The following is a 19,616-nucleotide window of genomic DNA, read 5'->3' on the forward strand; positions in this document are numbered from 1 at the left end:
GAGGCCAAGAGGCCGAGGGGCCGAGGACCTTTGAATGATCTTTATGACAGTGGGTGAACCATGAAACCGGTCGGCGAGCCAGAGATCCGCGGATCCTTCGTCAACTGCTCCAAGGGGGAGGCGCGCAGGATCAACCTGCCCAGGAACCTGCCCGAGCTCCCCTGGGCCGACCTCGACTTCCTGGGCTGGCGCGATCCCGGCGCTCTCGACCGGGGCTACCTGGTCGTCGAGCGGAACGGCGAGCTCGCCGGAGTCACCTTGCGCGTCGCGCAGGAGGTACGCAGGAGCTTCACCAAGAGCACCGTCTGCTCGATCTGCGTGACCCCCCACTCCGGCACGGGCGTCGCCCTGTTCGTCGCGCCCCGGGTGGGCGCCGCGGGCCGCCAGGGCAACACGGTCGGCACCTACATCTGCGCCGACCTGGCCTGTTCCCTCTACATGCGGGGCGTGAAGCGGACGGATTCCGGCGTGCGGTTCGAGGAGACGCTCACCTTGGAGGAGCGGATCGGCCGGGCCGTCTCCAACCTGGAGGGCTTCCTGGACAAGGTCTTCGACGGCGACGTGCGCTCGGCGTGATCTGGCGCGGCCGTTTCCTCCAACGTCCGCCTCATGTCCGGCGCCCCCCTTCCTCCAGCGTCCGCTTCATGTCCGCCGCCCCCCGCTCGACGCGCGCGCGGATCTCCCCCGCGAGCGCGTCCGGCAGCACGTCGGTTATCCAGACGAGCCGACTGCGATCGGGCTCCTCGGAGAAGACCTGGAACGAGGCGTGGTGGTGCGCGAGGGCCGGTCGCGCGCCTTCGACCACCGTGTACGCGAGCCGGCGAGTCGCGTCGTCGACATCGACGATCAGCTCGCGGACGACGTTGCCGTTGGGAAAGACGAGAATCCTCACGTCGCCCTCGATGCGGGTGTCGGCGACGCGATCCGGCAGAAGGCGCCGATGCACCGCGCCCACGTCGCGTATCGCCGCCCACACCTGCTCCGGGCTGGAATCGATCACGACTTCTGTGCGGATGGAAGCCATTTCGCTGTCTCCTGTCTGAGTGGTTCCCGGACGGCGGATTTCCTCCGCGCGGACGCCCGGACCCCGGCCCCGGAGGATGCCGGGCCCGCGACGCGTGTTGATGTGCTGACATGTCCGCCGAGAAGCGGGCACCCTTCCGGGTTCGCCGGGCTCGCCAAGCCCGGCGAACCCGGCGAACCCGGCGTTCGGTGGCCTGCCGTACGGGACGCCCGGCTCACGCCGTGCCGCTGTCTGTGCCGCCGTCCGTGGCGCTGTTCGTGGCGCCGATCTGGTCCAGGTGCAGGGAGACCCGGTGCTGGTTCTCGGCGAGGCGCAGGCACAGGTGTCGCAGCTGGGTCAGCTCGGCGGGCGTGAAGTCGCGGAAGATCGCCGCCATCGCGGCCTGGGTCGGCCCGCGGAAGGACTCGATCCACGCCTGTCCCGCGGGAGTGATCTGGGCCAGGACGGAGCGACGGTCGTGACGACCGGGGACCCGCCGCGCCAGCCCGTCGCGTTCGAGGGTGTCGACCAGCCCGGTGACGTTGCGGGAGCTCACTCCGGCCGACTGGGCCAGGTCGCCGATGCTGACCCCGTCGCCGGTCGAGGCGCTCAGGCGCATCAGGATGTCGAGCGCCCCCGAACTCAGCCCGCGGCCCTGAGCGCCGTGGGCCCGTATGCGCTCGACCGCGTGGAACGCGGTGCGGACGGCGGTCGCGGCCTCAAGGGCGAGAGTGTCGTCTCCGGCGGTGAACCGGGCCATGGCCGCCCTCGCCCCGGGATCGAAGAAGGAGCCGTCGGGATCGCGGGCGAACTCGGTCGATGATTTATGTACGTCCTTCATAATGAAGTAGCACTTTAGTACCTGCTTCCCTGGATTGTCGACGCGGAGACCTCGGACAGAGCCCGCTCGTCGCGGGATGACATCCCCCGGTCTGATCCGCCGTCCCCGGAATCAGACCGGGCTCCGATGTGGCCGGGGTGACCGTTCGGCGATCGTGGCCGTCATGCTGACGTCAATCGCCATCGCCCTGACCCTCCTCGGCTCGGGCGTACAGGCACCACGGACCGACCCCCTCGACTGGAGCGCCTGCCCGGGTGACAAGATCGGGATGGAGTGCGCCGACCTGCGGGTCCCGGTCGACTGGCAGCGGGCCGGCGGTCGCGAGATCACCCTGAAGCTGGGCCGCCTGAAGGCCACCGGCACCTCCGAGGGCTCCGTCCTGATCGCCTACGGCGGGCCGGGCGCGCCGGGGATCGCCATCACCCAGTCCATGACCCAGTGGGCCGGGCTCCGCGAGCGCATGGACATCGTCACCTGGGACACCCGGGGCTACGGCGAGCAGTTCCGCGGCCTGAGCACCGGCCTGCCGTGCACCTGGACGCGCGTCCCGCTGCCCGCGTTCCCCGAGGACGACGCCGACTTCGGGCGGCTCTCCGACACCAACCGCGGCTACGCCGAGGCCTGCCGCAACAAGGATCCCGAGTTCTTCGCCAACATGAGCTCGGCCGACCACGCCAGGGACATGGAGGCGATCAGAAAGGCGCTCGGCGGTGGCAAGCTCAACTTCTACGGCGCCTCCTACGCCGGGTTCTACGGACAGGACTACGCCCGCCTCTTCCCCGGCCAGGTGCGCACGATGGTGCTCGACGGCACGTGGAACCACAGCACCTCCGACTGGACCGGCGAGCTGGAGGCGATGGCCAGGAGCAACGAGGAGGCCATCGGCCGCTTCTTCGACTGGTGCGCCGCCGCCGGAAAGTGCCGAGACGTACCCGCGAAGTGGCGCGAGCTGGTCGCCAGGGCCGACCGCACGCCGATCCACGCCAAGCAGGCCGGCATCGCGTACGACGGACGCGACCTGCGGGCCTTCGTGGTGAGCTCCGCCAGGGGCGGGGCCGAGGCGTGGCCGGAGCTGGCGCGGGACATCCGCGCGGCGGCCGGCGGCGACGCCTCCGGCTTCGTGCCCGAGCGCGGTTCCCGCTATCCCGACCAGTCGACCGGCGTCACCGAGTGCGTCGACTGGCCGCGTCCCGCGAACCGTGCCGAGCTGGGGGCGACGATCGCCCGGCTGCGCGAGGTCGCGCCCAACGCGGGCACCGCCAACACCCTGGCGACCGGGACCCTCGGCTGCGTCGGCTGGCCGGTGCCGGTGACCAACCCGCCCGCCCCGTTGCCGAAGGGCCTGCCGCCCATGCTCGGCGCGGGTGCCTGGGGCGAGTCCGACGCCGTCCAGCGGGTGCTCGGGCCGGTGCCGGGCAGCGTCACCGTCCGCCACGAGGGACCCGGCCACACGCTCTACGTCTCCAACCCCTGCGCCCGCGCCCACATCGACCGCTACCTCACCGACCGCGTACTGCCTCCGGCGGGGACGAGGTGCTGACGCGCGAGCGGGCGGGACGCGGGGACCGCGGGCCGGGTGCCAGGGGTGCCTGGGACCGCCTCCAGGCAGGGACGATTCCTGATTTGTAGTGGTTCGTACCATTTTTCTGAAGGAGGCAGGTAACAAACGAGGGGTCCCGGCCATTTCCCGGTGTCAGAACAACACATCCGGTACGAAGGGGGCGGGGCGGTGACGGACGACTCGCAGCGGTTCACCAGCATGTACGACGAGTGCCGACAACGCGTCTGGGCCTACGTGGTCAGCCGCGCGGGACGGCAGGTGGCGGACGAGGTGGTGAGCGAGACGTTCGCGATCGCCTGGCGAAGGCTGGAGGAGGTGCCGGAGCCGGCCCTGCCGTGGCTCCTCGGGGTGGCCCGCAACGTGCTGCGCGACAACATCCGGGCCGAGGTCCGGCGCGACGCGCTCAGCGCCGAGTTGCGGGCCTGGACCGAGGACGACGTCGCCGAGCAGGTCGCGGAACGGCTCAGCGTGCTCAAGGCGCTGACGAGCCTGTCGGAGGACGACCGGGAGCTCCTGATCCTCACCGCCTGGCAGGGGCTCTCTCCCCGCGACGCGGCACGGGTCGTCGGCTGCTCTCCGACCGCCTTCCGGGTACGGCTCCACCGCGCGCGCAAGCGGCTCAAGCAGGGGATGGACACCGCCGCGTACCCCGGACCCCGGATGAGGAACCTCAGCGAGGAGTGGTCATGAACCCCATCGATCAGCTGCGGGCCGCACGCCCCGAGCACCTGGGGGACACCCCGGTCGATCCGCGTACCAGGGCCGCCGAGCTCTCCCGCGCCATGGCACGGCCCCGTCCGGCACCGGCCGGGCGCAGGACCGTCCGCCCGGGGTGGGGTCTCGGTCTCGGCCTCGCCGGAGCCGCCGCGGCCGTGACCGCGGTCGCCGTCACGATCTCCGCGACCGGCGGCACGGTCCCGGACGCGCCCTCCGTTCAAGCGGACCCGGGCCGGACGGTCTTCGGCCCGTCGACCTCCAGCCCGTCGGCCTCCACCCCGCAAGCCGAGCAGACCGAGCAGACCGAGCTCTCCAGCCGATCCATCCTGCTCGCCGCCGCCCACGGAGCGGCCCGCCAGCCGGACACGACCGGCGACTACTGGTACACCGTGTCGGTGAGCCGGATGCTGTCCGAGGTGGCGGACGAGGACTACAGCGTCGTCGAGCGGACCCGGAGCGAGGCCTGGACCCCGTCGGCGACCGGCAGGGACCGGTGGGACCGGACGTGGTCACTCGGGGCGCGGCCCGCGAGCCCGGATGACGAGGCGGCCTGGAAGCGGGCCGGTTCCCCGTCCAAGATCAAGGTCGAGGTCCCCGGCGGCAAGCAGGGGGGCGAAATGGAGGGGTACGTCCTGTCGACCGAGCCGGGAGAGGCGAAGGACAGCCGCACTCCGCTCGTCGACGGGGACAAGGTGTTCTGGCTGGGCCGCAACGTCACCATGAAGGACCTGCGCGGCCTGCCCGCCGACCCCGGCCGCCTCAAGGCGTGGCTGCTGCGCTCGTACAAGGGGACCGGCACCGAGGCGGACACCCCGATGGCGTCGGACGCCTGGCTGTTCACCGTCGCGGTCGGGCTGGTCACCGAGATGCCGATCACCCCGAAGGTGCGCGGCGCCGCCTTCCGGATGCTCGCCGACCTCAAGACCATCGAGGTCGCCCGCGGCGTCACCGACGCGGAGGGCCGCACCGGCAGCGCGGTCTCCATCGAGGAACGGGTCAGGGCGAAGGCGGACGCCAAGGGCGCCGAAGGAGTTCTGCGGAACCGTCTGATCTTCGACGAGGCGACCGGCAGGGCACTGGCCACGGACAGCGTCGTCGTACGGCCGGGCGGCCTGCAGGCCGGATTCGAACCGGGCACCGTGTGGAACTCCCGGACCGTCCTCGAAGCCGGATGGACCGACGAGAAGCCCGCGTCCTGAATCCCGGACCTCCCGGCCCCCACGACTCCCGGACCTCCGGCCCCCCGACCTCCGACCCCCGCATTCCCGGCCCGCCGTACTCCCGGGGCGTACGGCGGGCCGGGACATCCGCCGCCGACGCGATCCCGGCACGTCCTCCGGGCAGCCCGGCGGCGGTCGTCCCCGTCCAGGAAGGCGGTGACCGCCGGACGGCCCGGCGGAGGTCGTTCCAGCCGGGGAGGCAGTGGCCGCGGGGCGCGGCCGGTCACACCGTTCACCGCCGTGTGCCGGAAGCGTGGAAGCATATTTTCCGGCGCCGTCCACTCGTGCGAGTCGCGATAATTGACTGCACGGATCATGCTCTGACGATTCCGGCCGGGAAATGCCGGGAAGGCGGGAGGCCGGTGGACACCGAGGGATGGGCGGTCAACGTTCCCCGAGGGTATCGCGTCGGTGACTGGCGGGTCGGCAAACCCATCGCCACGGGGAGCTGGGCGAGCGTCTACCTGGGAGTTCGAGACGGTGAGGGCGCGACGCGCGCGGCGTTGAAATTCCTGCCCACGGGCACGGTCACCCGGCGGCAGTTGAAATACTTCGTGGACATGACGCAGCGGGAAATACGCCTGCACAGCAGGCTCCAGCATTCCCGGCTGATTCGGCTACGCGAAACGCTCGTCGTCGACGACACCGAAAATCCTGAACTCGACGGTGCGTGCGTTCTGGTCATGGACCTGGCGGAACGGTCGCTGGCCGATCTGATTCGAGCGGGGGGCGCCGTTCCCGACGCGCCAAGGCTGATCACCGAGATCTGCGAGGGATTGGCGTACATGCACGCCGAGGGATGGGTGCACGGGGATCTCAAGCCCAACAACGTGCTCGTGATGGCCGACGGTTCGGTGCGTCTCGCCGACTTCGGCCTGACCACCGAGATAGACGGGACCCACGGTTATCTCCCCCCGATGGGCTCCGTGGACCACGTGCCTCCTGAGCGCTGGAACGAGCCCGTGAGCGAGCGGGGGCACGCCGTGCGCGTCTCGGCCGATGTCTGGGCACTGGGCGTGACGGCATGCCAGCTGCTCACCGGCCATCTTCCCTTCAGCGCCCCGACCGCCCGCGCGCGCTACGTCGCCGCCGCCGAGTACGCGGCAGGCGATCGCCCCCTGACGCTTCCGGTCTCGCTGCCCGAGGCCTGGCGTTCCTGGGTGAGTGAGTGCCTGACCCCTGACGCGAGGCTCCGGCCCAGCGCGGCCCGCCAGCTCTACCGGGCGCGGGTGCTGGCCGGCACCGTCGAGGTCTCGCCCCGGCGAACGGGCACGCGGACGGCGGGGGCGATCGCCGGGGCCCTTCTGGTGCTGGCCGGTGTCTCGGGGGCCGGGATGGTCGACTCCTCCGTGGCCGATCCTTACGGGCGTTGGTTGCGTTCCGACTCCGACATTCCCCCGGAGTACCGCGCCCTGATCGTCGAAGCCGGGACGATGTGCGACGATCCGGGTCTGAGCCCGGCACTGATCGCCGGAATCCTGAAGGCGGAGAGCAACTTCGACGCGGGGCTCTCCGACGTGGCCAAGAACGAGTACGGCCTCGCGCGCTGGACACCGTCGGTGCTGCAGTACTACCTGCCCACCGAGCGCCGCGGCGTCATCCTCACCCCGCCCCTGTCACCCGAGGACACCATCCCCGCCGTCGGCCGCTACATGTGCGTACGGCTCCCCCTGCTGGCCGGGGTGCCCGGAGATCCCGGCCTGCTGGGAGCCGCGGCGTTCCGCTCCTCCGACGACGTGATCCGCAAGGAGAACGGGATTCCCGAACGTTTCCGGCCGTTCGTCGAACGGGTGCGGAAGTACCGGGCCCAATACGAGCCGTGATCGCACGGGAGGTCGGGCGCCGGTCGTGCCCGTACGGAAGGCCGGGCAGGGTGGCTGCCGTGCTCACACCGGAGGCCGGGCCGGATGGCCGTGCAGGGGATCGGGCCGGAGGTTCACGCAGGGGGCCGGGCCGGAGGTTCACGCGGGAAGCCGGGCCGGGTGTCAGCCGTGATGATCACGTGCTCAGCCGTTTCAGGTGCTCCTCCCGCACCAGGTCGAAGCGCAGCGCGACGGAGACCAGCGCGGCGCGCTGCCAGTCGGCCTTGCGTGAACCAGAGGACGGTTTGACGCGCAGTTTCGTGCGCGCCAGATAGTCGATGTGGAAGTTGACCGCGGCCCGGGTCAGCCCCGCGCAGCCGGGAACCTCGCGCAACCGTTCCAGCACCTCCGGCACCGTCGGGATCATCGAGGACGCGCCGTCGCGGAGGCGCGGCTCGCAGAGCGCGACCAGCACGAGAAAGTATTTCGCCGTCTCGTCCAGGGAGAAGCCGGAGATCGTCGGCTCGCCGACCGCCGGGGTCTCGGGCGCGTCAGGGTCGATGAAACTGTGCTGCGAGGCGAACACCAGGAAGGAACAGGTGCCGCCCGCCACGGGGAGCACCACGCGGGCGAACTCGAACGGCACGGGCGCCGCCACCCGCCGCGGAGCCACCTTGAGGAACTCCCCGCCGCCCTCGGGATTCTCCACGACCAGCGTGGAGTCATGGCTGAGATTGGTGAGCAGCCAGTAGTCCTCCATGGCGCAGATGATCCCGGCCCGCCTGGAGACCCCTGGATGATCCAGCAGGAAGTCGACGGGGGCGCTCGCCGCTCCGCGACCAAAAGTGATCTCGCGGCCGGGAGAAAGCTCGATGACGGCAGGTTCGGCGCCAGAGCCCTCGGCCTGCAAGAGGATCGTCCGCATCCATCACGCCCTCACCGCACCCTGGAATCTTCCAGGTTCCCAGTACCCCACCCTATGCCGAACGATGTTCACGTCAGCGCTGGATTTCAGGGGCCCAGCGTGCTGGCAGCCGCCGTTCGGCGAGGTCCGGTACGGCGCACGAAACAACCTACGGGAGAAAAGCATGTTCGCAGTACGTACGCGGGCGGGGGCCGCCGCGGTGGGGGCCACGGCGTTGCTTCTGACGTTGGCGGGAGCGCCGAGCGCCCACGCCGACCCGGTGGTGCCGCCGGACGCCCTGGTGATGACCGACGAGCCGCGCGACGGAGAGGTCGGCACGCTGGGAACCTCATGCGGCGGCGTCACCAACCCCTGCGGGATCGTCTACAACCGCACGGGCGCCACGCTGCAGCTGAGCCGGGACGCCAGCAGCCACTTCTACTGCGGTGCGAAGGGCCCGTACCGCGATCTGCCCAGCGGGAAGAACTCCAACGCCTACGGTTCCCCCCACTGGCCCGACGTCGACTGCGTGCGATCCAACAGCCGCTGGATCGTCACCAACGGCCGCGTCTACCCGCCGGGCGAGTGGATCAGGATCTGGACGTCGAAGTGGTTCTACGGCGCCTGACGTCCCGCCCGTCACACCTCGTGCGCCACGCCCGTCACGTCGCATCCCGCCACGCCACGTCACGTCGCGCTCGTCGCATCCCGCCACGTCACGTCACGCGCGTCGCGTCGTGTCTCGCTCGTCACGCCTCGCTCGTCCTGAGCCAGGGTGAGGTTTCCTCTCACTGAGACAGCGGCCGGTCCCCATGGGGACCGGCCGCTGTCTTCTTTTCCGGCACCCGGACCATCCGGGAACTCCGCGACGGGCCTGTGACCCCGTCCTCCTTCGCGGGCCACGAACTCACCCGCGCCGGTGGTGCCGAACCCGGATGAGGCCAGGCCGGCAAGGACACGGAGTTCACGGTGCCTCCACCCCGGATGGTGATCCTCGATGAGGCCACCGCGCACCTGGACCCCACCTCAGAGGCGGCGGTGCGGGAGGCCCCGGGGGAGGGGCCGGGCGAGGCGCGGTCGTCACGAGGAGCCGTACCGCACGCGGTCCGGCCAGCGAGGCGCGGAGGAAGCGGTGCGCCGAGCCGTCAAGATGGCGGCATGGGGGAACACGGCAGGCGATGGCTCTTCGCCGATCAGCTCGGGGACCACTTCCTCGACTCCGAGGAGCAGCCGGTGCTGCTGGTCGAGGCCAGGTCCGCGCTGCGGCGGCGGCGCCACCACCGGCAGAAGGCGCACCTGGTGCTCTCGGCGCTGCGGCACCGGGCGGCCGAGCTGGGCGACCGCGCGCTGTTCCTGCGGACCGGCACCTTCGCCGAGGCGCTCGGCCGCGGGCGACGAGCCCGCCGGCGGCCGGTGGAACCTCGACGCGGAGAACCGCGAGCCGCCACCCGCCGGAGGGCTGGACGTGCCCGGCCCGTGGACGGCCGAGGAGGACGAGATCGACGAGCGGGTGCGCCACGACCTCGACCGGTGGGAACGCGACGGCGAGGTGTCCTTCGTCGGGCGCGACGGCCCGCGCACCTTCCCCGCCACCGTCGCGGAGGCCCGTGGCGCGCTGCGGCACTTCGTCGGCCATCGGCTGCCCGCCTTCGGCCCGCACCAGGACGCGATGCTCGCCGGCGACCCGTTCATGGCGCACAGCATGCTCTCGCCCGCCATCAACCTCGGGCTGCTCGACCCCATGACGTGCGTACGGGCCGCCGAGGCCGCCTACCGGGCGCACGCCCCGCTCGCGAGCGTCGAGGGCTACGTGCGGCAGCTCATCGGCTGGCGCGACTACATCTGGCACCTGTACCGGTACTTGGGCGAGGACTACCGCGACCTCAACCGGCTGTCGGCCCGCGCGGCGCCGCCCGCCTGGTTCGAGGAACTGGACGCCGACGCCGTCGAGGCGCGCTGCCTGTCGTGGGCGCTCGCCCAGGTACGCGACACCGGGTTCACCCACCACATCGTCCGGCTGATGGTGCTCGGGAACTTCGCGCTCCAGCGGGGGTACGACCCCGCGCGGCTGACCGACTGGTTCCACCGCTGCTTCGTCGACGGGTACGACTGGGTGATGGTGCCCAACGTGATCGGCATGTCACAGCACGCCGACGGCGGCATGCTGGCGACCAAGCCGTACGCGGCCGGGGGCGCGTACATCAACCGGATGAGCGACTTCTGCGCGCCCTGCCGCTACCGGCCCTCCCGGCGGACCGGTGAGGACGCCTGCCCGTTCACCGCGGGCTACTGGTGGTTCTTCGCCCGCAACCAGGAGTGGCTGGCCGCCAACCCGCGCACGGCCCGCGGCGTGCACGGCATGCGACGGCTCGACGACCTCGACGAGGTATGCGCCCAGGAGGCCGCACGCGGCGACGCACCCCCCTGACCCCGGCCCGCCAGCCCGGCCGCCCCCCGAGCCCGGCCGGTCCCTCAGCCCGGTGGGTGGCACAGATGGCCGACGAACCTCCGTGACGTCCCCTCAAACGGCGTCGAGGGCTGCGGTGATCTTGCGGGTCATGTCCGCGAGGGTGGGGCTGGGGTCGCCGCGGTGGGTGGCTGTCTCGATGGCGAGGACGACGGTGCCGCGGAAGTTGTCGGCCTCCGCCGGGTCCTGCTCGTTGAGCAGGCTCATCGCCGCGGTCAGGGCGGGCAGTACGTGGTCGGCGATCGCGGCCACGGACTTGCCGTTCAGTTTGACGCCGGTGGACTTGTCGGCGAGTACGTGCCCGACCAGTCCGGTGGCGGAGGCCAGGGCGATGGAGCCGTCGGTGGCGATCCGGTGGGCTCCGGGCCTGCCGCCCGCGCCGGCGGCGGCCAGCAGCGTGACGGCGCCGTAGGCGGCGGTGCGCAGGGTGAGCCTGTCCTGGTCGGTAAGGGTGACGGACATGGTGATGTGCTCCTTCGAACCTTTGGGGAAAAGGGAGAACGGACGGATGGTGAAATGCGGTCCCAGCGGTGCCCGGGGTGTCTCGGTCGCTCAGGCCGGGCCGCCCGGTCGGATCGCGCTCTCGGGCGCCTCCGGCCTCAGGCGTCCCCAGCCTCAGACGGACAGGGCCGGGTCCGACCCGCACGGGAACGGTGGCGGTTCGGCCGCCAGGAGCCGCAGGTCGGGCGCCGCGGGCATGCCGGGCGTGGGCATGCCGGGCATGCAGGGCCTGGACGTGCCGAGCCTGGGCGTACCGGGCGTAGACGTACCGGGCCTGGACGTGTCGGCCTGGACTTACCGGGCGCGGGCTCGGTGTCAGTCGTCGATCGCCTGGTAGAGCGTGGTCCAGAAGTCGTGGATGAGCCGCGCCGGATCCGGGACCGACATCCCGACCTGGGTGAGCAGGATCCCGGTGAGCCGGTTCTCCGGGTCGGCGTACGTCGTGGTGCCGCTTCCGCCGTCCCAGCCGAACTGGCCGATGGGCGCGTAGTCGCCACGGTAGGTACGCACCGCCATCCCCATGCCCCAGCCGCCGTGCTGGCCCTGGCCGTACGACACATGGACGTTGTTGACGGCCATGGCGTGCCGGGCGGCCTGCTGCTCGGGCGTGAGGCGGTTGGTGGTCATCAGCTCGACGGCGGGCCGGGACAGGATTCGTTCGGTCCCGTGCGTCCCGCCGTTCAGCAGCATCCGGAAGTAGGCGTGGTAGTCGTCGGCGGTGGAGACCAGCCCTCCGCCACCCCCCTGGAACGCCGGAGGCCGGCTCCACCGTCCCCCCTTGGCCTCGTCCCAGACGTGGAACTCTCCGGTCCGCGGGTCGGGGGCGTAGAGGGTCGGCAGCCGGTCGATCTTCTCGTCGGGCACGTGGAAACCGGTGTCCTTCATGCCCAGGGGGCCGAAGATGCGCTCGCGCAGGAACTCCTCGAACGACTGGCCCGTGACCCTGGCCACCAGCACGCTGAGCACATCGTGGCTGATCTGGTACTGCCAGCGCTCTCCGGGCTGGTGCATCAGCGGAAGCGTGCCGAGGCGGCGCATCCACTCGTCGGGCTCGGGCATCGGCTCCGGCAGGTCGGGCGTGAGCCCCTGCTCGAAGATCGCGCCCATGATCGGAGTGCCCAGCGTCGTCATGTCCATGCCGAGCCCGAAGGTGGAGGTGAGCAGATCCCGTACGGTGATCGGCCGCCGCGCGGGCACGGTGTCGTCCAGCGGGCCGTCGATCCGCTTCAGCACCCGCCGGTCGGCGAGCTCCGGCAGCCACGGTTCCACCAGGTCGTCCAGCCGCAGCCTGCACTCGTCGAGCAGGACCATCGCCGCCGCCATCGCGACCGGCTTGGACGTGGACGCCATCCGGAAGATCGTGTCCCGGCGCATCGACGCGCCACCGTCATGGGACATCGTCCCGATCGTCTCGACATGCGTCTCGCCGCCCCTGCTAACCAGGGCGACCAGCCCGGGAATCCTCCCGGAATCGACGTGCCGTGCCAGCACGTCGTGCAATCTGCGCAACCCCGCTTCGGAGAAGCCGCTCTTGCCGGTTTCCATCATGAATCTCCTTGCAGACAGTATTCGATCTTGCGAGTCCCGCCCCGGGCCGGTGCTCATGGCTTCCACGAGCGGCGTACGGGGGCGGGGGTGAGTTCGGCGTGGTCCGGTTCGCGGCCCCCGAGGCCGCGATGGCCGGATCGTTCATGCGTCCACCATCGCCAACCGCTCTGATATCGCGGTGTCACCGTCCTGACACCGCCACTGACACGGCGGCGCCCGGTCGGCACCGTGACGGTGAGGGTGACAGCGGTGACGGTGATGACGGCGGCGACGGCGATGATGGCGACACCGGTGACGCTGACGGTGATGGTGACGCTGACGGTCGCGCTGACGGTCGCGGTGAACGAAGCCACCAGGTCGGCCGGTCCGGAGTCAGCCAGTGACGGGGGAGATCCACTCGACGAGCTGGATCTTCACACCGTTGGGGTCGGTGAGCTGCATCAGCAGCTCACCCCACGGCTCCCGCCGGAGCGGGATGGTGATGGCGGCGCCTTCAGCGCGCAGCCGTTCGTACTCGGCGGCCAGGCCGGTGACCGCGAACACCACGATCACCTCTGCCAGTCCCTGTCCCGGTCGCCACCGTTCGAGGTCGCGCTCGACCAGGACCAGGTCGACAGCCCCGTCGTCACGGCCCAGCCCGATGAACCTCTCGCCGACCAGGCTTTCCCGGAAGCCGAGATGATCGCTGAAGAACCGGCTGGAAGCGACCGGGTCGGCGACGGTCAGGGACACCGCGGAAGAGACGATGTTCACCCCGCGGCACCAGAAAAGGACATCCCCATCCACCTCCTGACATGCGTGTTCTTTGGATGAAGCAAGCATCACGCCAGGCGGTACCGCGGATCAACGGCGACCATCGCAACGGTCGTTAACCCCATGGTTGACGGTCCGAGCCGGGCAGCGCTCCACGCCGGTGAGCCGCTGCTGTTTCTGAATCCGCTTCTGGACCGCCCCCGAGTCGCCCACGTTGTACGTGGCCTCCAGCGGCGTACTTCCGGCACGAACACGTACCGCACAAACGCACCGCACCCATCTCGATGGGCGCGGCGCGGTCGAGCGGTTCCGTCGTGTCCATCTCGATCAGCCGGGCCCGGCGTTTCCGGTGATCAGCACGAACAGCGGCAGGCCCATGTTGTTGACGACGTGGACGGCCACCGCGGGCCAGATCGACCCGCTGCGGCGCATCACCTCGGCGGCGATGACGCCCACCACGAGCGCCGTGGTCATGGCGAGGTTGATGCCGTGGAAGAGCGCGAAGACCACCGAGCTGGACAGGACTCCGACGACGGGCCCGTAGCGCAGCAGTGCGTTGGTGACGACACCGCGGAAGAGGAACTCTTCGCCGATGGGGGTGAGGACGGACAGGAAGGCGAAGGTCAGGATCAGGGGCAGCACGCCGCCGCCGGCCGCGTCGTGGTACGAGCCTTGGGGATCGGCGTCGAACCCGGTCAGGGCGATGACGGCATAGTTCACCACGCCCTTGAGCACGAACGCGACCACGCCCGCGGCCGCGCCGATGCCCATCCAGCGCCAGGTGGTACGGCGCACGCTGAAGGCACCCCAGGAGCGGATGCGGATCAGCGCCGCCGCGGCGAAGCCGACGAAGCCGACGATGCCCGACCAGGCGGCCAGGATCAGCCCGTACGCCACCGCGTCCGCCTCCAGCCCCAGCGGGCCGAGGAACGCGAGCACGGCCATCGCGGCCACCAACGCGAGCAGGCCGACCACGATCTCGGGCCAGCCCGGGCGCGCCGGGGAAGTGGTGTCGGCCGGGGCCGGCCGCTGCGGGTGGTCGGCATTGTCAGGCGACATGGTGGTGAACTCCTTGTTCTCGTGGGCGCGGTGGGTGTCGCCGGGCCCGGTGCGTGGTGTCCGGCGTGTGCCCGGCAGGCAGGGGTCGCCGGTCGGCCTCCGGACCCGCTGTCAGTGCGTGGCCGAAGCGTTTCAGGACGTCAGGCTGGGCGGGGCCGTACAGGTCGTCGGTTGAGCCCGTCCAACGTCGAGGACATGCCGTCAATCTCAGCCGTCGCCACGCTCATCCGGCAGTGCGACCATGTCATGACCTCGCCATGACATTCCCGCAGGTGAGGTCATGACGTGGTGTCACTGGTGGTACCACGGAGCAGGAAGAATCATGGGGCGGACCCTGCTGCCCGACCCCGGACAGCCTCCGCTGCCCGCCGGACCGCCCAGCCGGGCCGTGTGCGGACGGTCGGCCACCGTGCTCAACCGCTGAGCAGAGACCGGAAGTGGCTCCGTTGGCCGGAGGCGTGGCGGCGCTGTCCCTTCAGGCTCGCGCCGCCGCGCCGGTCTGTTCAGGTGAGTTCGAACCAGATGACGGTTCCGGTGGGGTCGCGGTGAAAGCCCCAGCGGGTGGCGAGGTCGTTGACGAGCAGGAGTCCCCGGCCACCGGTGGCGTCCAGGCCGGGGTTCCTGAGGTGGGGGATCCGGGTGGAGCCGGGGTCCTGGACGGTGATCATCACACCGTGGGGGAGGAAGGCCACGGTGACGACGAACTCCCCGGGCCGCTCGCCCGGCCCGCCCCCGGAGCGTTCGACGGTATTGGACTGTTCACTACCGTCGAAGTGCTCACCGGCGTCGGAGTGCTCGACAGCGTTGGTGGCGAGTTCGCTGGTCAGGAGCATGGCGTCGTCGCGGAACGGGTGGCCGTCGCCGAGGAGGTCGGCGACGAAGGCGCGTGCGGGTCTCACCTGGTCAGGGCTGGCCGCGAACCGCTGGGAGATCACGGGCGTGGGGCTCAGCGGGGTCGACCAGCCGGGTATCCGTCCCAGGTGCGGCGACCAGATGGCGGGCGCCCTCGTGACGTCCCCGGCTGTCGTGTCGTCGGCTGTCGTACGGAAGCGGTCAGCGAGTACGCCGACGAGTGCGGACAGCAGGCGCGTCGCCATCTCGGTCACCTCCCTCGTGCGTGAGCTCGGTACTCGTGGTGCCCTTGTCACTTCCGCCGCCATGGTCTTCGTGCCACGACACCGCGTCCTCCCCGGCTTCGGGCATCGTGTCTATCCCGACCGATGCTCCGGTGACCGCTCCAACCGGTGGCGGGCTCATGCCGTCACCCCTTTCCGGTACGCCTCGCGCCTGCCCGGCCAGGGCCGCACACCCGACGCCTCCCGTCCGTACGACGGCTGCCCGTACGGCGCGGTCGTCGCGGACGGTCGCGCGTGCCGTCCTCTTCCCGCGGAAGAACCCGCGAGGGGACGACCTGCGGGGCGCGCGGTAACGGTGGTGAACGGGTTCGGCGCGGTGGATGGGGTGGGCGCGGCCGGTACCGGGGGCACGGCCGAGGGCAGCCGACCGCAGAGCCCGAGGCGACGCCGGGCCGTCATGCGGGTACGGACCTGGGCCGGGGTGGGCTGCTCCCACAGGTGACCGGGCCGATGCGGCAGGCTGGCGGCGTCGTGCGCGTACGGAGGATGGCCGCACCAACGGCAACCGAGGGGCGAGGGCGGCTGCTCGGCATGCCAGCGGACCCGGATGATCTTTGGTGTTCTATTAGGGTCGGACACAGGTCGCACCTCCAGTGTGCGGTCGAGGCTCTGCCGGGCGACGTCATTCGCCCTGGCAGAGCCGTTTTCATGGTGGTGTCATCGGCTACGTCTGTGCTTTGGCCGGTGGACCGGCTCCCGCTTCGGAAAGCCGTGATTTCCGTGTGAGGGGTTGCGTACGCGTCAGGCGAGGCACCCCGTACTCCTCGCCGTCGGCTGTCACGCCCACGCCCATCGATCCTCACGGAGAGTGAAGCTATTGATGCGCAGAGGCAGCGACATCAGTGCCGTTGATACTTTGACGAGGAGTGGAGCCAAGCGCGTCAGGGCGGGTTACCGTGAGGCCATGGCCTACTCGGATCCGGCAGCGGAAAGTGTGGGAACGCGCGTGCGACGTGCTCGTAAGCGCGTTGGCATCACCCAGAACGAGCTGGCGCGGCGCATCGGCCGCGCGCAGTCCTGGGTGTCCGGAGTGGAGAACGACAGCATCCCCCTGGACTCCATCGCGCTGGTCAACACCCTCTCCCGGGTGTTGCGCGTCCATCCCAACGAGCTCACCGCGCGTCCCTACCGCGGCGACACTCCGGCCGAGGACCGCGGCCACTCGGCGATTCCTGAGATACGTCGTCACCTGGAGCGCTACGACCTCGACCCCGAGTGGGTCGGTGAGGTGCGAGCGCTGCCCGACCTCCGCGCCGCGATCGATCACGCCCGCTGGCTACGGGGGGAGGCACGCTACGCGGAACTGGCCGACGCACTGCCGGCCCTGCTCTCCGAACTCCAGGCGGCGACCCACCTGTACCCCGAGCCCGACCGGAGTACGGCATTCAGGTTGCTCGCACTGACCTATCTGGCAGCCGACTCGGTGGTCTACAACCTTGGTTACGCCGACCTTTCGCTGATCACCGCCAGCCGGGTCCGCTGGGCGTGGGAACAGGCGGGGGATCCGTACAACGGAGCCGTGTTCGCCTATCTGCGAATCCGGAGCCTTTGGGCCAGTACCTCATGGAACGACGCGCTCACCCTGCTCGACGCTGCATGTGCCGACATCGAGGGCGAGTACACCGCAGGACATCCTGAAGCGCTGGCCGTCTGGGGCGGCCTTCAACTACGAGCAGCGATCACCGCCGCCCGCAAGAACGACGCCGATGAGGCGTGGTCACGTCACCGGCTCGCGGCCGAGGCGGTCACCCGACTCGGATCGCGCCAGCGCACCGACTACTACGACCTCTCCACCAATCAGACGAACGTCGACATTCACGGAGTCGCCGTTGCCGTCGAACTGGGAGACGGCCCCCAAGCCGTACAGCGCGGAGAGACCATCCAGCTCCCGAAAAGCCTGAAATCCAGCCGTGCGGGGCATCACCATCTCGACCATGCGCGCGGGCTGCTGTGGTGCGGCAAGCGGGAGGCCGCGCTGGCAGAGCTGGAGCGTGCCGAGAAGGTGGCTCCTCTGCTCGTCCGCAACCATCCGATGGCACAGCAGGCCGTGCGGACTTTGTTAGATCTTGAGCGATACAGCTACCGGGAACGAATCCGTCGGCTTGGTGTGCGTATGCACATCTTATAAACGTCGCAGGGTAGTTCACTGGCTTCAGTGCTTCATGGTCCGCTGATCTTACCCCCTCACTCTGTAGCGAGGTTCACAGCAGGACTGTCAGTCTTTAGCTGTACCTTCGAACTCGTGTTTGACAGAGGCTGGCCCTACTGCTTCTGTGACTGCATCGACAGCAGCGGGGAGGGGCTCGTGTTCCCACAGGCGTACTACGCGCCAACCTGCTACTTCAAGGGCGGCGTTTGCTGTTCGGTCTCGCTCCATGTTGCGACGAAGCTTAGGAGTCCAGTACCACTCATTTGTCGTTGGTTGCCTGCCGTGCTCAGGGCAGACGTGCCAGAAGCAGCCATCGACGAAGACGGCTACCTTGCGTGCAGTGAAGACGATGTCCGGCCGTACGCGGACGCCATCAGGAAGGTCGAGCCGGAGATCCTTCCTGTAGCGATAGCCCAGAGCATGCAATGCGCTACGCAGAGCTACTTCTGGCTTGGTGTTGGAACGTCGATTCGCACGCATGTTGCGCGATCGTCCCTCGTTCATCGGACGCGGGTACAAGCCCTTCGCCCAAGCCTGCTCACGAGGATCACTTTTAGGACTGTTGGACACCATCTCGCCGGATCCTGCACTCGATTCACTATCAGGGGAAGTCGTGAGAGAAGATACTGCTCATGACTGCTTCCCCGCTCGGCACTCAGGTATCACAGGAGGACTCCGTGGCGGAGCAACTCAGGGTCGTGGAGATCTGCGCTGGAGCAGGAGGACAGTCTCTCGGCTTGGAGCGTGCGGGCTTCGAGCACGAGCTCGCTGTGGAGCTCGATGCCAACGCCTGCAGCACATTGCGGTTGAACCGTCCTGGATGGAAGGTTGCCTCGGGTGACGTCGCCGATCCCGAGATCTGGACCCCGGCTGACTACCAGGGGATTGATCTGCTCGCCGGGGGGGTGCCATGCCCACCCTTCACTATCGCCGGCAAACAGCTTGGGGCTACTGACACGCGTGACCTGTTTGCTTGGACGGTCGAGCAGTGCCGCATAGTGAAACCGCGCGCGCTGTTGCTTGAGAACGTCCGCGGGCTCAGCATGAACCGCTTCACGGCCTACCGGCAGGCAATTTTGGATGAGCTCCACGATATGGGCTATGTCGCGGATTGGAAGCTCTTTCAAGCGTCGGACTACGGAGTGTCGCAGCTTCGGCCACGGTTCGTCCTCGTAGCGATGCGTCCTGAGGAGTTTGCGTACTTCGACTGGCCAGAACCTTCACGCACCAAACCCCCTACCGTTGGCGAGCTTGTCCATGACCTGATGGCCGCCAATGGATGGCCGGGTGCCGATGCCTGGCGTGAGAAGGCCAACAAGATAGCTCCCACCATCGTCGGTGGCTCCAAGAAGCACGGCGGTGCCGATCTGGGCCCCACACGCGCCAAGGCTGCCTGGGCGGAAATGGGTGTTGATGGCTGGGGGATCGCAGACAGTGCCCCGGGCCCGGAGGTCCCCGTTGACTTCAATCCCAAGTTGACCTGGCCGATGGTGGCTCGTATTCAAGGCTGGGACGACGATCGCTATAAGTGGGAGTTTTTCGGCCGTAAGACTTCGGTCTACCGGCAGATCGGGAACGCCTTCCCCCCTCCGGTTGCCGAGGCGATCGGCTCTGCCATCCGCAGAGCACTGGGGCACGAGACCGAGCCTAGGACACTGATCGAAGAGGTCAAGCCTGTTCACGACCCCGTCTATCACGTCCTCCGGAAGTCGACCCGCTACATGGGTGTCGAAGACATCTCCCGGGCTCTGCCTCACCCGCTCGACCAGCACACTCTGGAGCGGCATATCAATCATCTGAAGCGAGACTTCGAGATCGAAGAGAAGGCGCGTGGCAGCATCACCGTCTATCGCCTTGGTGAGTTCAAAGCCTTCACTGGTCAGGATGCTCACCCGCGCCACGAAGCGTTTCAGATGCAACTCCCGACGATCAGCTAGCGGGAAGCAGCCTGGGCT

General features: G+C 69.4%; 18 protein-coding genes and 2 pseudogenes. 10 read left to right on the forward strand and 10 right to left on the reverse strand.

From position 1 onward, the window contains the following. The first annotated feature begins 60 nt into the window (after nucleotides 1-60). Nucleotides 61-576, forward strand: a complete 516-nt coding sequence (locus ACFFRH_RS18700) for an FBP domain-containing protein (RefSeq protein ID WP_386158109.1) — start codon at nucleotides 61-63, stop codon at nucleotides 574-576. 31 nt (nucleotides 577-607) lie between these two features. Here the strand turns inward: ACFFRH_RS18700 and ACFFRH_RS18705 are convergent, their stop codons facing one another. Further along, nucleotides 608-1,024 carry an SRPBCC family protein gene (locus tag ACFFRH_RS18705; RefSeq protein ID WP_386158111.1) on the reverse strand — a complete coding sequence of 139 codons (417 nt, stop codon included), beginning with the start codon at nucleotides 1,022-1,024 and terminating at the stop codon, nucleotides 608-610. A 214-nt stretch (nucleotides 1,025-1,238) separates the two neighbouring features. Further along, on the reverse strand, nucleotides 1,239-1,844 hold the full coding sequence (locus ACFFRH_RS18710; RefSeq protein ID WP_386158114.1) for a MarR family winged helix-turn-helix transcriptional regulator: 606 nt from the start codon (nucleotides 1,842-1,844) through the stop codon (nucleotides 1,239-1,241). A 163-nt stretch (nucleotides 1,845-2,007) separates the two neighbouring features. Between ACFFRH_RS18710 and ACFFRH_RS18715 the strand changes: the two genes are divergently transcribed. The 4 genes from ACFFRH_RS18715 to ACFFRH_RS18730 all read left to right on the forward strand — a co-directional run bounded on the left by ACFFRH_RS18715 (nucleotide 2,008) and on the right by ACFFRH_RS18730 (nucleotide 7,165). Then, nucleotides 2,008-3,384, forward strand: coding sequence for an alpha/beta fold hydrolase (locus ACFFRH_RS18715; RefSeq protein ID WP_386158117.1), 1,377 nt, complete (start codon nucleotides 2,008-2,010; stop codon nucleotides 3,382-3,384). A 189-nt stretch (nucleotides 3,385-3,573) separates the two neighbouring features. Then, the gene (locus ACFFRH_RS18720; protein WP_386158119.1) at nucleotides 3,574-4,095 is read left to right on the forward strand and encodes an RNA polymerase sigma factor; all 522 of its coding nucleotides are present in this window, start codon (nucleotides 3,574-3,576) and stop codon (nucleotides 4,093-4,095) included. Beyond that, complete coding sequence (locus ACFFRH_RS18725; protein ID WP_386158121.1) at nucleotides 4,092-5,321, forward strand: CU044_5270 family protein; 1,230 nt, start codon at nucleotides 4,092-4,094, stop codon at nucleotides 5,319-5,321. The genes ACFFRH_RS18720 and ACFFRH_RS18725 overlap by 4 nt, the downstream gene beginning before the upstream one ends. Nucleotides 5,322-5,704: 383 nt before the next feature. Then, nucleotides 5,705-7,165 carry a serine/threonine-protein kinase gene (locus tag ACFFRH_RS18730; RefSeq protein ID WP_386158124.1) on the forward strand — a complete coding sequence of 487 codons (1,461 nt, stop codon included), beginning with the start codon at nucleotides 5,705-5,707 and terminating at the stop codon, nucleotides 7,163-7,165. A 175-nt stretch (nucleotides 7,166-7,340) separates the two neighbouring features. Here ACFFRH_RS18730 and ACFFRH_RS18735 read toward each other — a convergent pair whose 3' ends face one another. Further along, nucleotides 7,341-8,069: an FHA domain-containing protein gene (locus ACFFRH_RS18735; RefSeq protein ID WP_386158127.1), complete on the reverse strand. Its 729-nt coding sequence runs from the start codon at nucleotides 8,067-8,069 to the stop codon at nucleotides 7,341-7,343. A 163-nt stretch (nucleotides 8,070-8,232) separates the two neighbouring features. On the opposite strand from ACFFRH_RS18735, the gene ACFFRH_RS18740 reads away from it, so the two are divergent. From ACFFRH_RS18740 to ACFFRH_RS18750, 3 genes and pseudogenes are all read left to right on the forward strand, one after another. Beyond that, nucleotides 8,233-8,676 carry a hypothetical protein gene (locus ACFFRH_RS18740; protein ID WP_386158130.1) on the forward strand — a complete coding sequence of 148 codons (444 nt, stop codon included), beginning with the start codon at nucleotides 8,233-8,235 and terminating at the stop codon, nucleotides 8,674-8,676. Nucleotides 8,677-9,032: 356 nt separating this feature from the next. Beyond that, nucleotides 9,033-9,380 (forward strand): annotated as a pseudogene (locus tag ACFFRH_RS44815) (cryptochrome/photolyase family protein); the annotation flags it as partial. 73 nt (nucleotides 9,381-9,453) lie between these two features. After that, a pseudogene (locus ACFFRH_RS18750) lies at nucleotides 9,454-10,476 on the forward strand (cryptochrome/photolyase family protein); the annotation flags it as partial. A 93-nt stretch (nucleotides 10,477-10,569) separates the two neighbouring features. Here the strand turns inward: ACFFRH_RS18750 and ACFFRH_RS18755 are convergent. The 6 genes from ACFFRH_RS18755 to ACFFRH_RS18780 form a co-directional block, all read right to left on the reverse strand. Beyond that, nucleotides 10,570-10,977 carry a hypothetical protein gene (locus ACFFRH_RS18755; protein WP_344749039.1) on the reverse strand — a complete coding sequence of 136 codons (408 nt, stop codon included), beginning with the start codon at nucleotides 10,975-10,977 and terminating at the stop codon, nucleotides 10,570-10,572. A 354-nt stretch (nucleotides 10,978-11,331) separates the two neighbouring features. Further along, nucleotides 11,332-12,561, reverse strand: coding sequence for a serine hydrolase domain-containing protein (locus ACFFRH_RS18760; RefSeq protein WP_386158133.1), 1,230 nt, complete (start codon nucleotides 12,559-12,561; stop codon nucleotides 11,332-11,334). 56 nt (nucleotides 12,562-12,617) lie between these two features. Continuing rightward, a complete protein-coding gene (locus tag ACFFRH_RS18765; RefSeq protein ID WP_386158137.1) occupies nucleotides 12,618-12,917 on the reverse strand; it encodes a hypothetical protein in 300 nt (99 codons plus the stop codon). A 19-nt stretch (nucleotides 12,918-12,936) separates the two neighbouring features. Then, nucleotides 12,937-13,317, reverse strand: coding sequence for a VOC family protein (locus tag ACFFRH_RS18770; RefSeq protein ID WP_386158140.1), 381 nt, complete (start codon nucleotides 13,315-13,317; stop codon nucleotides 12,937-12,939). Nucleotides 13,318-13,644: 327 nt separating this feature from the next. Continuing rightward, a complete protein-coding gene (locus ACFFRH_RS18775; protein ID WP_386158143.1) occupies nucleotides 13,645-14,376 on the reverse strand; it encodes a CPBP family intramembrane glutamic endopeptidase in 732 nt (243 codons plus the stop codon). 503 nt (nucleotides 14,377-14,879) lie between these two features. After that, on the reverse strand, nucleotides 14,880-15,473 hold the full coding sequence (locus ACFFRH_RS18780; protein WP_386158146.1) for an ATP-binding protein: 594 nt from the start codon (nucleotides 15,471-15,473) through the stop codon (nucleotides 14,880-14,882). Between the two features lie 943 nt (nucleotides 15,474-16,416). Here ACFFRH_RS18780 and ACFFRH_RS18785 point away from each other — a divergent pair. Beyond that, nucleotides 16,417-17,640: a helix-turn-helix domain-containing protein gene (locus ACFFRH_RS18785; protein WP_386158149.1), complete on the forward strand. Its 1,224-nt coding sequence runs from the start codon at nucleotides 16,417-16,419 to the stop codon at nucleotides 17,638-17,640. Nucleotides 17,641-17,727: 87 nt separating this feature from the next. On the opposite strand, the gene ACFFRH_RS18790 is transcribed toward ACFFRH_RS18785, so the two are convergent. Next, entirely contained in the window at nucleotides 17,728-18,234 is a 507-nt protein-coding gene (locus tag ACFFRH_RS18790) for a very short patch repair endonuclease (protein ID WP_386158152.1), read from the reverse strand. Nucleotides 18,235-18,338: 104 nt separating this feature from the next. On the opposite strand from ACFFRH_RS18790, the gene ACFFRH_RS18795 reads away from it, so the two are divergent. Then, nucleotides 18,339-19,598: a DNA cytosine methyltransferase gene (locus ACFFRH_RS18795; protein ID WP_344748844.1), complete on the forward strand. Its 1,260-nt coding sequence runs from the start codon at nucleotides 18,339-18,341 to the stop codon at nucleotides 19,596-19,598. The last annotated feature ends 18 nt before the right edge of the window (nucleotides 19,599-19,616 follow it).

The sequence above is a fragment of the Streptosporangium vulgare genome, from assembly GCF_042428775.1.
GTDB classification, from domain to species: Bacteria; Actinomycetota; Actinomycetes; order Streptosporangiales; family Streptosporangiaceae; genus Streptosporangium; species Streptosporangium vulgare.

Coding starts and splice junctions, on each gene's coding strand:
- ACFFRH_RS18700 (WP_386158109.1), top strand. CDS start 61: ATGAAACCGGTCGGCGAGCCAGAGATCCGCGGATCCTTCGTCAACTGC.
- ACFFRH_RS18705 (WP_386158111.1), bottom strand. CDS start 1,024: ATGGCTTCCATCCGCACAGAAGTCGTGATCGATTCCAGCCCGGAGCAG.
- ACFFRH_RS18710 (WP_386158114.1), bottom strand. CDS start 1,844: ATGAAGGACGTACATAAATCATCGACCGAGTTCGCCCGCGATCCCGAC.
- ACFFRH_RS18715 (WP_386158117.1), top strand. CDS start 2,008: ATGCTGACGTCAATCGCCATCGCCCTGACCCTCCTCGGCTCGGGCGTA.
- ACFFRH_RS18725 (WP_386158121.1), top strand. CDS start 4,092: ATGAACCCCATCGATCAGCTGCGGGCCGCACGCCCCGAGCACCTGGGG.
- ACFFRH_RS18735 (WP_386158127.1), bottom strand. CDS start 8,069: ATGCGGACGATCCTCTTGCAGGCCGAGGGCTCTGGCGCCGAACCTGCC.
- ACFFRH_RS18740 (WP_386158130.1), top strand. CDS start 8,233: ATGTTCGCAGTACGTACGCGGGCGGGGGCCGCCGCGGTGGGGGCCACG.
- ACFFRH_RS18755 (WP_344749039.1), bottom strand. CDS start 10,977: ATGTCCGTCACCCTTACCGACCAGGACAGGCTCACCCTGCGCACCGCC.
- ACFFRH_RS18760 (WP_386158133.1), bottom strand. CDS start 12,561: ATGGAAACCGGCAAGAGCGGCTTCTCCGAAGCGGGGTTGCGCAGATTG.
- ACFFRH_RS18775 (WP_386158143.1), bottom strand. CDS start 14,376: ATGTCGCCTGACAATGCCGACCACCCGCAGCGGCCGGCCCCGGCCGAC.
- ACFFRH_RS18780 (WP_386158146.1), bottom strand. CDS start 15,473: ATGGCGACGCGCCTGCTGTCCGCACTCGTCGGCGTACTCGCTGACCGC.
- ACFFRH_RS18785 (WP_386158149.1), top strand. CDS start 16,417: ATGGCCTACTCGGATCCGGCAGCGGAAAGTGTGGGAACGCGCGTGCGA.
- ACFFRH_RS18790 (WP_386158152.1), bottom strand. CDS start 18,234: ATGGTGTCCAACAGTCCTAAAAGTGATCCTCGTGAGCAGGCTTGGGCG.